Below are 14697 nucleotides of genomic sequence, written 5' to 3' on the forward strand. Positions count from 1 at the left end.
GCCGTGATCAAGCACCTGTACCAGGCCGTCACCGGCACCCCCTGGACCACCGGCCGCAGCGCCACCGCCGAGTTCGGCCCCACCGTGGCGACCCGCTACGCCAAGGAACTGTCCTGGCTGTCCGACGACGACCTGATGGCCATGACACCCGCGCAGGCCGCCGCCTACGGCCAGGCCATGAGCATCGCCCGCACCGACATCGAGCGCGTCGAGATCTTCGAAGCATTCGACCTGGTCGCCTGACCACCCGCACCGCCGACTCCGGCCCGCCCTCGGCACCTGCCGAGGCGGGCCGGTCCATTGGAGGAGACAACCCGGTGACCGCTACAACCCGAACCCCTGAAAGGCCGCCTGCGGCGGCTCACCCCTTGTTGGCGGCTGCGCTGCGCTACGCCGCCAACGGCTGGCCCGTCTTTCTACTGGGCCGGTCCAAACGGCCCGTGGCGCTCTGCGCGGGCTGCGAGACCGCCAGGCGCGAGCGGGCCACTCACGACCCGCAGGGGTGCCCGTGCCTGACCTGCCACGGCTTCTACGCCGCCACCACCGACCCGCAGCGCATCGCCGCGATGCTGCGGGCCGTGCCGCGCGGCCTGCTGGCCATCCGCACCGGCCTGGCCTCCGGCCTGGTCGTCATCGACGTGGACCCCCGCAACGGCGGCACGGCGTCGCTGCATGCCCTGATCGCACGCGGGTTCACCCCGCCCACCCGGTACGTGCGCACCGGCGCGGGCGGACTGCACCTGTACTACCGCCACCCCGGCGGCATCGCGATCCCCTGCGACAAGGGCATCCGGCTCGGCCCCGGCATCGACGTGAAGGCAGACGGCGGCTACGTCGTCGCACCGCCTTCACGCCATCCCGACACCGGCCGCCCGTACCTGTGGGCCGACCAGGGCACGCCAATGAAGGAGGCGGCCCCCGCGCTGGTGTCCGCCTGTGTCGCCGACGACCGGCGGCCCGCGCCCGTCCGCCCCGCCGGCCACCCCGTGCCCCCGCGCAGCGGGGGGGCCGCCTCCTACCCAGACCGACTCATGGCCACGCTCGCCGCCCGGATCAGCCAGGCCCCACAGGGCAAGCGCCGCGTCACCCTGTTCGGCTGCGCCCGCGGTGCCGCCCGCATGGTCGCCGCAGGCCAGATGACCAGCATCGACGCCTACGACCAGCTCGTAGCCGCCTGCGACGCCGCAGGCTGGCCCTGGGCCAAGACCACCCCCAACGCCATCGCCGAAGGCTTCGCCGCAGAAGGAGTGACCCTGTGACCGCACGATCCAAACGCCCCGCCGTTGACGGCGCCGACCTGCTCAACCGCGTGCACGCCGCGATCGTGCGGTACTGCGTGCTACCCAGCCCCGAAGCGGTCGACGCGGTCACGCTGTGGATCGCCGCCACCCACGCCCAGGAGGCATGGGCGTACGCGCCCCGCCTGGTCATCCGCGCCCCGCAGCGCCGCTGCGGCAAGAGCAGGCTTCTCGACCTGGTGGAGGGCGCCAGCTTCAACCCGCTGATGACCGTCAACGCCAGCACCGCCGCCGTCTACCGATCGGTCGGCGCCGGTGACGCCCTGACGCTGCTGATCGACGAGTTCGACACCATCTTCGGGCCGAAGGCGTCCGGCGACGAGGACCTGCGCGGGCTGCTCAACGCCGGTCACCAGCGCGGGCGCCCGACGATCCGATACGACGCCAACGCCCAGCGCGTGGAGAGCATCGAGACGTTCTGCATGGCCGCCCTCGCCGGGATCGGGTTCGCGCCCGACACCATCGAGGACCGAGCCGTCATCGTCAAGATGCGCCGCCGCGCCCCCGGCGAGCGCGTCGACCCCTGGCGCATCAAGCGCGACCGGCCCGTCATGGTGCAGCTCGGCGCCGAGCTGCGCGCCTGGCTCACGCCCAACATCCCCACCCTGGAAGCCGCCCAGCCAGCAATGCCGCTGGAGGACCGCGCCGCCGACACCTGGGAACCGCTCATCGTCATCGCCGACTTCGCCGGCGGCGACTGGCCCGACCGCGCCCGTGCTGCCGCCGTGGCGCTGAGCGGGGAAGCCGACCGGGTGGCGGTCACGTCCGATTCAACGCGGCTGCTGGTCGACATCCGCACCGCGTTCGCCACCGACGACGCCCTGCCGACCGGGATGCTGCTGGCCCGCCTGCGGGCCGACGACGAGGCGCCCTGGGCGAGCTGGGACAAGACCGGGCTGACCCCGATCCGGCTGGCGTCGCTGCTGCGTGAGTACGACATCCGCAGCAGCAACATCCGGTTCGGGGGCGCGGTCGGCCAGCAGAAGGGCTACCGCCGCGCCGACTTCGCCGACGCCTGGTCCCGCTACTGCCCCGTCACCACCGACAGTGACGACAGCGGCGAGTGGGACGGTTCAACCCGTCCCAGTCAAGATCCCGTCCCGGGGATGAGCAGCCTTGGGACGGGTGGGACCGGTGGGACGGGTACCCCCCGCCCGCTACGCCTGGTCCACAACAAGTGACGACCGTTGCGCCCGCGACTTGCCGACGCGGGCGCATCCCCGGATCACATACCACCACGAACGTGATGAACATCTGCAAAACCTTTAGTCCACAACGATCCCCCAGATCTTGGCTCAGCGGGGCTCTCAGAGCCGTTGTCACTAAGGAGAAGCGAAGTCATGTCCGTCGCCGCCACCTCAACGCAATCCAAGTTGCTGCTGACCGCTGACGAGGCCGCCGCCGTCCTCGGGATCGGCCGCACCCTGCTCTACGACCTGGTGCGAACCGGCAAGGTCCGATCGGTGCAGATCGGCCGTCTGCGCCGCTTCCGCCCAGCCGACCTCCGCGTGTACGCCGACCAGCTCGCCGACGCCAACAACAACTGACTAGGGGAACACGATGCCTCGCAAGAAGCGCGCCGAGGGCACTCGCGCCCCGAACATGGCCGCAACGATCTACCAGGGCAACGACGGTCGCTGGCACGGCCGGGTCACCATGGGCACCCTCGACAACGGCAAGCCCGACCGCCGCCACGTCGGCGCGAAGACCGAAGCCGAGGTCATCCAGAAGGTTCGCGCCCTGGAGAGGGACCGCGACGCGGGCCGGACGAAGCGGCCCGGCCGGGCGGGGACCGTCGAGCAGTGGCTACTGCACTGGCTGGAGAACATCGCAGCACCCAACATCCGCCCGAGTACCCTGGCCAGCTACGAGAGCGCCGTGCACCGCCACCTGATCCCCAGTCTCGGCGCGCACCGCACCGACCGGCTACAGCCGGAGCACATCGAGAAGATGTACGCCAAGCTGCGGGCCGCGAAGCTGAAGCCGAGCACTATCTACCAGGTGCACCGGATCTTCCGGGTGGCGCTCAATGAGGCGGTTCGGCGCGGTCAGATCATCAATAACCCCGTCCTCATGGCCAAGGCGCCCCGACTGGTCGAAGACGAGATCGAACCGTTAACCACCGAGGAGGCACGGCGGGTCATGGCTGAGGCGGCGACCCGGCGCAACGGCGTCCGCTTCGCCCTGGCGCTGGCGCTGGGGCTGCGCCAGGGCGAAGCGCTCGGCCTTCAGTGGTGCGACCTCGACGCCACGGCAGGCACGCTCACCGTTCGGCGAGCGATCCAGCGGCAGGTCTGGCGGCACGGATGCGCAGGCAAGTGCGGCGAGAGACGCGGCGCCGACTGCCCGCGCCGGCACGGCGGCGGCCTGGTCGTCACCGACACCAAGTCCCGCAAGGGGCGGCGGACTGTCGGGCTACCTGGCCCGCTGCTGGCCGCGCTGCTGGAGCACCAGGCGGCACAAGCCAAGGAGAGGGAGATCGCCTGCGACCTGTGGCAGGAAGGCGGCTGGATGTTCGCCCAGGCGACCGGCAAGCCGACCGACCCCCGTGCGGACTACAAGGAGTGGAAGGAACTGCTTAAGGCGGCGAAGGTCCGCCCGGCCCGCCTGCATGACGCTCGGCACACCGCCGCGACGATGCTACTGGTGCTGAACGTGCCGACGCGAGCTGTAATGGATGTGATGGGCTGGTCTCAGGCCAGCATCGCCGCGCGCTACCAGCACGTGCCCGCAGAGGTTCTGCGGGGGATCGCCGACCAGGTCGGTGGGCTGCTGTGGTCGGGGCCGCCGGACAGCCCAGAGGGGCCGACCAGCGGGTCAACTGAGACCGAAACTGAGACCGCAAGATCAGATACGCCTAGCTCAGGCGCCATCTAGCCACAAAAAACCGCCCTCCACGTGCGTGGAGGGCGGTTTTCTACCGAGCCGCCTGACGGAATCGAACCGTCGACCTTGTTATTACGAGTAACACGCTCTACCGACTGAGCTAAGGCGGCAACGTCGCATCACTATACGCGATCGAGGGCGGCTGCGCCCACCGGGTAGGCGGCGGGTCACACTCAAGCCGCCACTGGCGCGAACTCACCGAACTTGAGCTGGTCCTTCTCCCCGAACCGCTCGGCGTGGCTGACGATGACACGCTGCACCGTCGCGGCCTGCTCGGCGTCGGCGGCCTCCACCCGGACGACGAGCGCGTCGGCCGTCGCCGTCAGGTAAGCCTTGCCCGCGCCGAACGTCGCGCTGCCGTGGTCCTCGGCCTGCTCAACGGTGATCTTGTGGCTGAAGTGCGACAGCACCTGCTTGAGGTAGCGAGCGGCACGGTCGGTGGGGGCTTTTCCTTCAGTGATCATCATGCCGCTTAGGCTACCCTTACCAACCCCCGCCCGACCACCCCCTTCCGCGACCCCACCTGCCCACCCCTGGCGAGCGATCCAGCAGCGAGCGATCCAGCAGCGAGCGGTCCAGCAGCGAGCGGTCCAGCAGCGAGCGGTCCAGCAGTTTCAGGGAAACTGCGTGAAAGGCGGCCATGATTCGTGCAGCTTCCCGGAAACTGCACGGACGCCACCGCCGAGCGCCCGCCCGCACGACGCCGCCCGTAGGCGGGACGGGCCGCCCCGAGGCAGGTCAGGCCCCGCTGAAACCGGGGGTTCTGTCCGAAAGCCGTAACTGACTCGTATTGCCCGTTCGGGCTGCTGACTAGCGATCCACCTCGGACTAGGCTCCGCTGCTGTGACCGTCAACCCTCCGCGCAGCCCCTCTGATCCCACGCCGGTGGGCGTGGCAAAACCCCGTCCGAGCAAGCTCGAACCGGCACAGCTCGGCTTCACTCCACAGCGGCCGGTGGCCTGGCTGAGCCCGTTGCAGCTGGCCGCCACGGGCGCGCGCGTGGCGTTCGCCGCCCAGTTCGGCGCCTATCTGGACAAGCGCGAGCTGCAGAACGCGTTCCCCACGAAGGTCCACGACGAGCACGCCGAGTGCGAGGACCTGTGGCTGGACTATGTCGCCGACCTCGGTGACGGGTTCAATGCCACGTACTCGATGGCCTATCTGGTGGCTCAGGACGATCTGGACGTCAACGGGAACAAGCTGCCGCGCGCCGAGATTCTGGTGCTGGGCGGGGACCAGGTGTACCCGACGGCGAGCGGCAAGGCGTACGAGGACCGCTTCGAGGGCCCGTACCGTGCCGCGCTGCCGCAGGCGCCCAGCACGCCGCCGCCGGCGGTCTACGCCCTGCCCGGCAACCACGACTGGTACGACGGCCTGACCGCCTTCCTGCGCCTGTTCGCCCGCCGTGAGGGCGCTCGCATCGGCGGCTGGCGCACCCGGCAGACGCGCAGCTACTTCGCGCTGAAGCTGCCGAACCGCTGGTGGCTGCTGGCCCTGGATGTGCAGGGTGCGGCATACATGGACGACCCGCAGTTGGAGTACTTCCGGGGTGTCGCGGCGACGTTCGAGCCCGGCGACCGGATCATCCTGCTCACGCCGCAGCCCGCCTGGGTCCAGTCGGAGCAGCACCCGCTGTACTACGACACGATCGACTACTTCCTGCGCGCGGTCATCGACCCCAGCGGCGCGGACGTGGCGATGATGCTCAGCGGCGACCTGCACCACTACGCCCGGTACGCCCAGAGCGACGACGGCCGTCAGCTCATCACATGCGGCGGCGGCGGCGCCTACACCGCGGCCACCGACAACCTGCCCGAGCAGATCACGGTGCCGCCGAAGCACTCGCAGGTGCGCCGCCAGAGCACCGGCCAGCCGTACGAGCTGAAGCAGACGTACCCGACGAAGATGCGTTCGCGCTGGCTCGGCACCGGGGTCTTCGCCCGGCTGCCGTGGCGCAACCCGGGCTTCGCCACCATGCTCGGCATCCTGCACACCATGCTCATGCTGGCGCTGAACAACGCCGCGGGGCGGATCATCACGGTGCCGATCTTCCTGATGACGGCGATCGTGATGGCCGCGACGGTGTTCTTCGCCGTGGGCCTCACCGAGGGTCAGACGCGAACATCGGCGGTGGTGCTGGGCGGCTTGCACGGCATAGCGCACATCGCGCTGGGCGTGGGCGGCATGCTGCTGTGGCGGACGCTGCCGTTCGACGACTGGAAGCCGTGGCAGATCAGCACCATGGCGGTCGCGACCTACCTGATCCCGGCCGGTGTCGTGGCGGCGCTGCTGGTCTCGCTGTATCTGCTGGTCGCGGCCCGGTTCCGGGTCAACGTGAACGAGCTGTTCGCCGGTCAGGGCATCGAGGACTTCAAGTGCTTCCTGCGGATGCACTTCACCCCGGACGGCGCGCTGACGATCTACCCGATCGGGATCGACCGGGTGGGTCGCCGGTGGATCGCCCAGCCGACCGGGTCGTGGTTCCGCCCGAGCAGGCCGCTGCGGCCGCGCCTGATCGACGACATCATCACGCTGGCTCCGGCGGCACGGCACGCCGCGCCGCCGGCCGAGATCCCGTCGGACACGATCGACGCGAGCACGATCGCTCAGACCGCGTAGCGGTCCTCGTACGACTTGCGGCTCCCGCACACCGACGCCTTCGGGCAGACGTTGCGGGAGCCGTCGGCGTTCAGCCGGACCACCACCGCATCGCGCGGCACCGAGTGCCCGACCACCCGGCCGTCGCCATCAGGGGTGCTGACCTGCTCACCGATGGCCGGCGCGGTGGAGTGGTAGTCGACATACAGCGGATGTTCATACTTCAGGCAGCACATCAGGCGCCCGCACGCCCCCGAGATCCGCATCGGGTTGAGCGGCAGGTCCTGCTCCTTGGCCATCCGGATGCTGACCGGCTCGAACTCGGTCAGGAAGGTCGAGCAGCACAGGTCGCGCCCGCAGGAGCCGATGCCGCCCTGCACCTTGGCCGAGTCGCGGGCCGACAGCTGGCGCAGCTCGACCCGGCAGCGCAGGGTCGCGCCAAGGTCGCGGACCAGCGCCCGGAAGTCGACGCGGTGCGGCGCCGTGAAGTACACGGTGGTACGCGGACCGGCCCCGACCTCGTCGGCGGGCGCCCCGCCCGGCACGTGGTCGACGGCGATGACCTTCATCGGCAGCTCGTGTTCGCGGATGAGCCGGTTGGCGGCGACCCGGGCCTCGGCCTTGCGCTGGCGGATCAGCTCGTCACGGCGGGCGTCCTCGTCACCGGCGATGCCGATGACCTTCGGAAAGCCGGAGGTGTCCTCGTCGACCCATTCGGTGGCCCAGACACAGTCGGCCACCTCGGGGCCTTCGTCGGTGGCGACGAGCACCTTGTCGCCGACGCGAGGACGGAAGTCACCGGGATCGAGATAGTAAAGACGCCCGTACCGGTTGAACGTGACCGCGCAGAGCATGCCCATCGGCACACCTTACTTCGCGAATCGGCGAAAGCGGTGAGCGCGCTCGGACGGAAGTCATAGTCTGCGTACCTTTTCGGTTGATTCGTCGTTAGCTCTTCTGGATACGTGTACGCAGACCGCCGTAACCCGGCCGGTGAGCCTTCGTTGGGCCACGGCGTAGGGCGCGCACCCCCGCGCGCCCCCGCCTATGAATCAGGCCCGTTCCGCCGACGCCGCTGTGCGGCCGTCCGGGACGTGCCCGGTTCGCCCCCGGAGGAAGCATGCGTCGCCATCTCGCCGCTGCCGGCACCGTCGCGCTCGTCTCGCTCAGCTCACTCGCGCTCGTCTCCACGCCGTCGCGGGCCGCGAACGGCTGCGACCACCCCGGCGGGTACGCCGCCGGGGCAGGCGCCGACCTGCTGAAGGTCGGCGCGCTCGACCTGCGTCCGCTGGGTCTGCCGCTGCCCGCCGTCGCGAACCTGACCATCGGCTCCGCCAGCGCGAACATGTCGGCCACCAGCGCCGTCCGCAGCAGCGGCGCGGCCCGGTACGCCGACGCGCGGCTGCTCGGGCTCAAGCTGCCCACCGGGCCGCTGGACGGTCGGGTCTACCAGCAGGCGCCCCCGGCGCACCAGGATCCGGTCCGCAACACGGCGACCACGGTCGACTTCGGCCTGGTCAAGGCGGGCACCGGCGAACTGGTCGCCAGCGCGAGGTGGGACGACGCCATGGGCTGCGGCACCGCGCACGGCCCCGCGGGCGACTCCTCGTCCGCCCTGGTCGACGCTTCGGTGCTGCCCGGCAGTCGGGGCGCACTGGTCCGCGCCGAAAGCAACGCCGCCAGCAAGGCCATGACCGGCACCCTGATCCAGCACGGCCGGGCCGCGTCCGCCGCGGGCGCCGAGATCGACCTGACCGGTCTCGAACTGATCGGCGGCACGGTCAAGGTCGACGTGCTCAAGCCGCCGCGCCTGAAGGTGCTGGCCACCGGCGACGCTGCCACCTCGGCCGTCGACTACCAGGCGCCGCTGCTGGAGATCACCGCACCCGGCGTCGGCACTCGCAGGCTGGACAGCCTGCACCGGACATTCGAGGTCGCGGTGCCGTTCCCGGCCACCGGTGGCCTGCTCGGCGCCCTGAACCTGCCCGCCCTGCGCCAGCGCGCCCAGGCCGAGGGCCTGCCCCTGGTGGAGGGCAACACGCTGGGCGGGCTGCTGAACGGGCTCCCGGTCGGCAACCTCACCCCGGTCGCCAACCGGCTCACCGGCGCGGCCGGTGGCGGCTCCCTGCTGCCCGAGCTGCCCGAACTCGGCGGCCTGCCGCAGCTGGGCGACCTGCTCGGCGGCGCCCGGCTCGGCGGCCTCGACGGCGTGTGCCAGCTGGCCGTCGTGAAGATCTCGATCGGCAAGGTCGAGCAGCGCATCTCCGACCGCGGCGTGACCGCGCAGGCCGCGAGCCTGCGGATCGAGGTGCTGGCACTCGGGAACGACCGCGGCCGGCGCGCTGCCGTGCTCGACCTCGGCGTCGGCCTGCTGCACGCGGCCGCGGCGGCGCCGAAGCGTACCGGCGGCGGCAATCCGCAGCCCAGCGCCACGGCCGGTGCTCCCGGCGGCAACAGCTCCCCGTCGGCGCGGCCAGGTGGCGGCGGTGGCAGCAACCCGGATCAGTCGCCGGTCGCGGACACCGGTGACTGCGACACCCCCGGCTGCCGCCTTCCGCGTACGGGCACGAACATCGCCCTGATCGCCGGCGCGGGTGTGCTGCTCTTCGTCGCGGGACGGTTCCTGCTCCTGCTGGCCCGCCGCCGCGCCACCGAAGGCCCCACCGACCTGCTCGGCTGACGGGCACCCGGCGACATGATCGCCGTCTCGGGTCACGAACCACGCTCACCGCGCGGTCTCTGACCCGAGACGGCGATCAACGCTCGCTCAGCCTTCCGCGCTCAGCCTTCCGCACTCAGCCTTCCGCGCTCAGGCATCCGCGCTCAGGCATCCGCGCCCACCCTTCCGCGCCCAGCGCCAGCCTTCTGCGCCCAGTCGTCCGCGCCCAGCGCCAGCCCCTCGCGTCGACATCGACGAGGGCTGGCGCGCCGAGCTCCGTTCAGCGGTCGACCCGCAAGCGGACGGTCAGAGATCCACGCGCAGAGTCGCGGCCGACGGACCGAGGTCCACGGTCAGCTCGGCGCTCTCGCGTACCACCGGCGCCCGCGCGACCAGCTCCTCGCCCTCCCCGAGCAGCCGGTCGAACTCGACCAGCAGCGTCGCCCCGATCTCCGCCGCAGCGGCGGCCCGCACCCGCAGCACCCGGTCGCCGCCGTCCACCTCGGCCCGCACCGACGGCGCCCCCGGCGCGACTCCGGTGACCAGGGCCACCGCCTGGGCGCTGCTCGCGACCCGGGCCAGCACTCGCGCGGCCCGCTGCCGGGCGTCCTGCAGCCAGTGGGCGAGCTCGCCCAGGCGCTCCGCGTCGGCTCGGACCTGCTCACTCCAGTCGCGCACCTGCCCGCGTACGGCACCGGCGCGCACCGCGAAGGCGTCCGCGGCCGGGCCGCTCCAGCCGTATGTCCCGGCCCGCTCCACCGGCAGGTCGGCGACCAGGTCGTCGGCGTCCCGGGCGGCGCGGCGCAGCACCTCGGCCTGCTCCAGCCACGGGCCGGGGCTCCAGGCGGCGAGGCCGCCGACGAGATCGCCGGGCAGGGCGCCGGTGCGCCGTAGCAGCGGCCAGATGGGGTGGTCGGCGGGGGCGCCGCAGCGGGCGAGCAGGTCGTCGACCTGGCCGAGCAGCCCGGCCGTGTGGGAGTGCAGACGAGCCAGCGCGTCCATCACGCCACCGGCCCGGTCGTTTCGTCGGCGGCACGGTAGCCCGCGGCGGCGGCACGGACAGCGGCGGCGAGCTCGACGAGTTCACGTTCGCTGCGGTGGGCGCCGTCCTGGCGGGCCGACCAGGCGGTGTCGAGCTGCGCCTGGGCGGTGCCGGCCAGGCGGCCGAGGCGGCCCGGCAGCTCGATCGAGTCGGGGCGGCCCGGGGCGGCAGGCCGGTTGCCGGGGGCGGGATGGTCGACGTCGAACGCGGTCTGTGGCCACATCGCGTCGAGCCAGGCCGTGCCGGGGCGGGCCCGGCCGAGTTCGGCGCGCACCTGCGCCAGCTCCTGCGCGGCGGAGTCCATCCGCGCGGCGAGACGGTCCATCACCGGGCACCTCCCAGGTCGGCGTAGCCGCCGAACGTCTCCTCGTACACCTTGCGTCTGGCCCAGCCCGCCGCATCGGTCGCGGCGGTGATCGCCTGCTGGATGGCGCGGGTCAGTTCGACGGCGGTGCGGCCCTCGATGGATCCGGTGACCACCACCCGGCGCACCGCGCCGTCGGCATCGGCGACAACCTCGACCAGGTCGTCGGGGGAACGGACCGCCACCTCGATCCCGGCCAGGGCCCGGGTCAGCGCCTCCTGCCGCTCCTCGATGCGCCGGTATGACGCGATCGCCTCCTCGATCCAGGCGTCGTCGATCTCCCGGGGCATGCGTCGCTCCTCAGTGGACTGCGGTGCCCGCCAGCGGTCACGGCAGTGCCCGTCGACGCGGCGACAATGCGCTCACCGTACCGGCTTGACCATCTGCGCGGCAGCCCCTGTGGATAATCCACTGTGGATCAGAACGGGCATCAGCCCTGCCACAGCTCCAGCATCATCGCCTCCACCGCGATGCGCGGCTTGACGTTCGCGTCGATCGCGGTACGGCACGCGAGCACGGCCTCCAACCGCCGCAGCGTGCTCTCCGCCGTCCACCGCTGCGCGGCCGCCTCGGCCAGCGGGGCCGTGTCGGCGTGCACCGGCGCCACCGCGCTGCCCCAGCGGGCGTTGAGCACGTCCCGGTAGAACCCGGCCAGGTCCAGCAGCGCCCGGTCGAGGGCGTCGCGCTGGGCCCGGGTGGCCCGGGACTTCTGCCGCTTCTCCAGGTCCTTGAGCTGACCGGCGATGCCGCGTGCGGCCCCGGCCGCGCCCTTGCCGGTGCCACCGGCGCCCAGCGCGGTCTCCAGCGCCGCCCGCTCGGCCGCGTCGGCCTCGGCGACCGCGGCCGCCGCCTCCGCCTCGGCCGCCTCGATCAGCGCTGCGGCCGCGTCGAAGCAGGCCCCGACCCCGGTGAGCTGGCGTGGCACAGCGAGCACGGCCGCCCGGCGCTCCCGTGCCTCCCGGTCCCCGGCCAGTCGACGGGCCCGGCCGACGTGTCCCTGCGCCGCGACGGCGACCCAGGCCGCGGTGGCCGGGTCGATGCCGTCGCGCTCGACCAGCAGCGCGCTGACCGCTTCGGCGCCAGGCTGGCGCAGCGGCACGACCCGGCAGCGCGAGCGGATGGTGACGGAGATGTCGTCCGGATGGTCCGACGGGGCACAGAGCAGGAAGATCGTCCGGTCCGGCGGTTCCTCGACGGCCTTGAGCAGCGCGTTGCCCGCCGCCTCGGTGAGCCGGTCGGCGTCCTCGATGAGCAGCACCTGCCAGCGGCCGTTGGCCGGAGTGGTGGCCGAGCGCAGCACCAGGTCGCGCATCTGCGCCACCGGGATGCTCAGCCCGTCCGGCACGACCAGCCGCACGTCGGGGTGGGTCCCGCCGAGCGCGGTATGACAGCCGTTGCACACACCGCAGCCAGGTCCGGCTTCGCCGTCAGGAAACTCGGTGGGGGTGGTGCACTGGAGGGCTGCGGCGAAGGCGCGGGCGGCGACCGAGCGGCCCGAGCCGGGTGGGCCGGTGAACAGCCAGGCGTGGGTCATCGCACCCGCGCCGACGGCTTCGCCACGCAGCACCGCGGCGGCGGCCCGGGATGCGGCACGCAGCGTGCGTACGGCCTCGGGCTGGCCGACGAGCTGGGCGAAGACGTCGTTCATGCCCGGCTGGTCCGTAACTCGGCGGAGGACTCGCCCGGGGTCCGGGGCTCGGTCACCCCGGGGTGGCGTCCCTGCTCGTCCGGGGCGGTCGGGTCGGTGTCGCGGGGCGCGGGCGGCAGCAGCTTCGCCAGCCGGGACGCGACCGAGTCGGCGAGGTCGTCCTCGGCGCGGGTGGCGTCGAGCACCAGGTAGCGATCGGGGTCCTTGGCGGCCAGGTCGAGGAAGCCGTATCGGACGCGCTCATGGAAGGCCAGCGACTCGCTCTCCAGCCGGTCCGCGCTGCCACGGCGGTCGACCCGGGCCAGCCCGACCTTGGGGTCGACGTCGAGCAGCACGACCAGTTCGGGCCGCAGTCCGCCGGTGGCCCAGGTGGACAGCCAGGAGATCTCGTCGACCGGCAGGGTGCGGCCCGCGCCCTGGTAGGCCAGCGAGCTGTCGACGTACCGGTCGGAGATGACGACGGCGCCGCGCGCCAGCGCCGGGCGGACCACCGTGGTCACGTGGTGGGCCCGGTCGGCGGCATACAGCAGCGCCTCGGCGCGCGGGGCGAGCGGGGCGGCGGCCGCCGGGTCGGTCGGGGCGGTGTTGGTCTCCAGCACCATCTTGCGGATGCGGGCGCCGATCTCGGTGGCGCCGGGCTCGCGGGTGACCACCACGTCCCGGCCCTCGGCCCGCAGCCGCTGGGCGAGCAGTGTGATCTGGGTGGACTTGCCGGCGCCCTCGCCGCCCTCGAACACCACGAACAGGCCCTGGCGGGGGCTGGGCTCGGCGGCGCTGAGCGGGCGGCCGCGCACCGAGCTGAACAGGTCGGCGAACAGCGGCACGCCCGGCTTGTCGTCCATCTGGCGCAGGGCCCAGAACCCGGCCAGCACGCCGAGCACGCCCGCCACCCCGAGCAGGACACGGGTGGAGGAGATGGGCACGCCGGTACCGCCGACGTCGTGCGAGCCGCCGACGCCGACCAGTACGCCCGACAGCGAGATCGCCAGCATCAGCACCACCCGGGTGCCGATCTGCACGGTGGCGAAGACCCGGCCGCGCACCTCGTCGCCGACCTCACCGCCGAGCAGGGTGGTGCCGGACAGGAAGGCCATGCCCGCGCCGGAGCCGACCAGCAGCGCGCCGATGACCGCCAGCGACAGGTGCGGGGCCAGCGACAGCAGCGCCACGGACGCGCCCGCGAGCATGATGCTCAGGCAGAACCAGCGCTTGCGCGACAGCGCGCCGATCAGGCGCGGCCCCAGGGCGATGCCAAGCCCGAGGCCGATGAAGATCACCGCGAACAGGATGGCGAAGGTGGAGTCGCCACCGCCCAGCGACTTGGCGAAGAACTGCGCCGTGCCGATGACCACACCACCGGCGGCGAACGCGCCGAGGATGCCGAAGACCAGGCCGCGCACCATCGGCGTCTTGCCGATGAAGCGCCAACCGTCGACGAACTGGCGCAGCATGCTCTCGCTGCGCTGGCGCTGGCCGTTGTGGCCGGAGATCTCGCGGATGCCGAACAGCACCACCAGGGCGGTGGCCAGCCGCGAGAACGCGTTGAAGTACAGCGCGAGGCTGGACGGGTCGGCCCAGGACGCGACGTGGGTGCCGCTCTGCTCCAGCCAGGCGTAGAACTGGTTCAGCGCGGCCAGCACGGCGGCGGCCAGCACCGGCGTGATGCCGTACGTCGAGATGAGGGTGAGCTGGTTGGCGGCCTCGAGCCGGGCGCGCGGGATCAGGTTGGGGACCGCGGCCTCCTTGGCCGGGATCCAGATCAGCGTGATCGCCTCGATGATGAAGGTCGCCACCGCCGCCCAGCCGACTGTGATCTTCGCGTCGGTGGAGTACAGCGCGACCGTCGGGATCGTGGCGAACAGCACGAACCGCAGCAGGTCACAGATGACCATGGTGTAGCGGCGGTCGAACCGGTCTGCCATCACTCCGGCCAGCGGCCCGAGCAGCAGCGCGGGCAGCAGCCGGATCGCGATCACGCCGCCGAACGCGAAACCCTTGGCCGCGTCCCCGCTGACCTGCGCCGAGGCGAAGGTGGCGGTGGCCAGCAGGCCCAGCCAGTCACCCAGCGAGGCGACGCTGAGCACCAGCCACAGCCGCCGGAACGGTCGGATCCGCAGGATGGCGCGCAGTTCCGCGCCGCCGTTCAAATCGGCCTGGGCGACGGCAGCCGGGAACGGCTCACCCTCGGGTGCCTGCGCTGGC

Annotated in this window: 14 protein-coding genes and 1 tRNA gene; 7 read left to right on the forward strand and 8 right to left on the reverse strand. The window is 72.2% G+C overall.

Features of this window, described 5'->3' with window-relative positions; genetic code table 11:
- Window positions 1–3 precede the first annotated feature (3 nt).
- From KUA19_RS17305 to KUA19_RS17325, 5 genes are all read left to right on the forward strand, one after another.
- Window positions 4–243: a hypothetical protein gene (locus KUA19_RS17305; protein WP_217397045.1), complete on the forward strand. Its 240-nt coding sequence runs from the start codon at window positions 4–6 to the stop codon at window positions 241–243.
- A 125-nt stretch (window positions 244–368) separates the two neighbouring features.
- Complete coding sequence (locus tag KUA19_RS17310) at window positions 369–1259, forward strand: bifunctional DNA primase/polymerase (protein WP_254549592.1); 891 nt, start codon at window positions 369–371, stop codon at window positions 1257–1259.
- On the forward strand, window positions 1256–2479 hold the full coding sequence (locus KUA19_RS17315) for a DUF3631 domain-containing protein (RefSeq protein ID WP_217397047.1): 1224 nt from the start codon (window positions 1256–1258) through the stop codon (window positions 2477–2479). Before KUA19_RS17310 ends, KUA19_RS17315 begins: the two co-directional genes overlap by 4 nt.
- Before the next feature lie 159 nt (window positions 2480–2638).
- Window positions 2639–2845, forward strand: a complete 207-nt coding sequence (locus KUA19_RS17320; RefSeq protein WP_217397048.1) for a helix-turn-helix domain-containing protein — start codon at window positions 2639–2641, stop codon at window positions 2843–2845.
- Window positions 2846–2900: 55 nt separating this feature from the next.
- Window positions 2901–4175 carry a tyrosine-type recombinase/integrase gene (locus KUA19_RS17325; protein WP_254549593.1) on the forward strand — a complete coding sequence of 425 codons (1275 nt, stop codon included), beginning with the start codon at window positions 2901–2903 and terminating at the stop codon, window positions 4173–4175.
- Between the two features lie 46 nt (window positions 4176–4221).
- On the opposite strand, the gene KUA19_RS17330 is transcribed toward KUA19_RS17325, so the two are convergent.
- Both KUA19_RS17330 and KUA19_RS17335 read right to left on the reverse strand, forming a co-directional pair.
- Window positions 4222–4294, reverse strand: a tRNA-Thr gene (locus KUA19_RS17330).
- 63 nt (window positions 4295–4357) lie between these two features.
- On the reverse strand, window positions 4358–4651 hold the full coding sequence (locus tag KUA19_RS17335; protein WP_217397050.1) for a DUF2218 domain-containing protein: 294 nt from the start codon (window positions 4649–4651) through the stop codon (window positions 4358–4360).
- A gap of 424 nt (window positions 4652–5075) precedes the next feature.
- Between KUA19_RS17335 and KUA19_RS17340 the strand changes: the two genes are divergently transcribed.
- Window positions 5076–6803 carry a metallophosphoesterase family protein gene (locus KUA19_RS17340; RefSeq protein ID WP_308167484.1) on the forward strand — a complete coding sequence of 576 codons (1728 nt, stop codon included), beginning with the start codon at window positions 5076–5078 and terminating at the stop codon, window positions 6801–6803.
- Here KUA19_RS17340 and KUA19_RS17345 read toward each other — a convergent pair.
- The gene (locus KUA19_RS17345) at window positions 6791–7642 is read right to left on the reverse strand and encodes a PSP1 domain-containing protein (RefSeq protein WP_217397051.1); all 852 of its coding nucleotides are present in this window, start codon (window positions 7640–7642) and stop codon (window positions 6791–6793) included. The two genes, KUA19_RS17340 and KUA19_RS17345, sit on opposite strands and share 13 nt — an antisense overlap.
- 260 nt (window positions 7643–7902) lie before the next feature.
- On the opposite strand from KUA19_RS17345, the gene KUA19_RS17350 reads away from it, so the two are divergent.
- Window positions 7903–9462 carry a hypothetical protein gene (locus KUA19_RS17350; RefSeq protein WP_217397052.1) on the forward strand — a complete coding sequence of 520 codons (1560 nt, stop codon included), beginning with the start codon at window positions 7903–7905 and terminating at the stop codon, window positions 9460–9462.
- Window positions 9463–9747: 285 nt separating this feature from the next.
- On the opposite strand, the gene KUA19_RS17355 is transcribed toward KUA19_RS17350, so the two are convergent.
- From KUA19_RS17355 to tmk, 5 genes are all read right to left on the reverse strand, one after another.
- Window positions 9748–10443 (reverse strand): hypothetical protein, encoded by a 696-nt coding sequence (locus KUA19_RS17355; protein WP_217397053.1) that lies wholly within the window; start codon window positions 10441–10443, stop codon window positions 9748–9750.
- A complete protein-coding gene (locus KUA19_RS17360) occupies window positions 10443–10808 on the reverse strand; it encodes a hypothetical protein (RefSeq protein ID WP_217397054.1) in 366 nt (121 codons plus the stop codon). Before KUA19_RS17360 ends, KUA19_RS17355 begins: the two co-directional genes overlap by 1 nt.
- On the reverse strand, window positions 10808–11137 hold the full coding sequence (locus KUA19_RS17365; protein ID WP_217397055.1) for a YbaB/EbfC family nucleoid-associated protein: 330 nt from the start codon (window positions 11135–11137) through the stop codon (window positions 10808–10810). The genes KUA19_RS17360 and KUA19_RS17365 overlap by 1 nt, the downstream gene beginning before the upstream one ends.
- A 140-nt stretch (window positions 11138–11277) precedes the next feature.
- On the reverse strand, window positions 11278–12495 hold the full coding sequence (locus KUA19_RS17370) for a DNA polymerase III subunit delta' (protein WP_217397056.1): 1218 nt from the start codon (window positions 12493–12495) through the stop codon (window positions 11278–11280).
- Window positions 12492–14579, reverse strand: coding sequence for a dTMP kinase (gene tmk, locus KUA19_RS17375; RefSeq protein ID WP_372451807.1), 2088 nt, complete (start codon window positions 14577–14579; stop codon window positions 12492–12494). The genes KUA19_RS17370 and tmk overlap by 4 nt, the downstream gene beginning before the upstream one ends.
- Between the last annotated feature and the right edge of the window lie 118 nt (window positions 14580–14697).

This window comes from Catellatospora tritici, assembly GCF_019083965.1.
Lineage (GTDB): Bacteria > Actinomycetota > Actinomycetes > Mycobacteriales > Micromonosporaceae > Catellatospora > Catellatospora tritici.

Excerpts from the sequence above, each read along its gene's own strand:
- KUA19_RS17320 (WP_217397048.1), top strand. The coding sequence starts at position 2,639 with ATGTCCGTCGCCGCCACCTCAACGCAATCCAAGTTGCTGCTGACCGCT.
- KUA19_RS17325 (WP_254549593.1), top strand. The coding sequence starts at position 2,901 with ATGGCCGCAACGATCTACCAGGGCAACGACGGTCGCTGGCACGGCCGG.
- KUA19_RS17335 (WP_217397050.1), bottom strand. The coding sequence starts at position 4,651 with ATGATGATCACTGAAGGAAAAGCCCCCACCGACCGTGCCGCTCGCTAC.
- KUA19_RS17345 (WP_217397051.1), bottom strand. The coding sequence starts at position 7,642 with ATGGGCATGCTCTGCGCGGTCACGTTCAACCGGTACGGGCGTCTTTAC.
- KUA19_RS17350 (WP_217397052.1), top strand. The coding sequence starts at position 7,903 with ATGCGTCGCCATCTCGCCGCTGCCGGCACCGTCGCGCTCGTCTCGCTC.
- KUA19_RS17355 (WP_217397053.1), bottom strand. The coding sequence starts at position 10,443 with ATGGACGCGCTGGCTCGTCTGCACTCCCACACGGCCGGGCTGCTCGGC.
- KUA19_RS17360 (WP_217397054.1), bottom strand. The coding sequence starts at position 10,808 with ATGGACCGTCTCGCCGCGCGGATGGACTCCGCCGCGCAGGAGCTGGCG.
- KUA19_RS17365 (WP_217397055.1), bottom strand. The coding sequence starts at position 11,137 with ATGCCCCGGGAGATCGACGACGCCTGGATCGAGGAGGCGATCGCGTCA.
- KUA19_RS17370 (WP_217397056.1), bottom strand. The coding sequence starts at position 12,495 with ATGAACGACGTCTTCGCCCAGCTCGTCGGCCAGCCCGAGGCCGTACGC.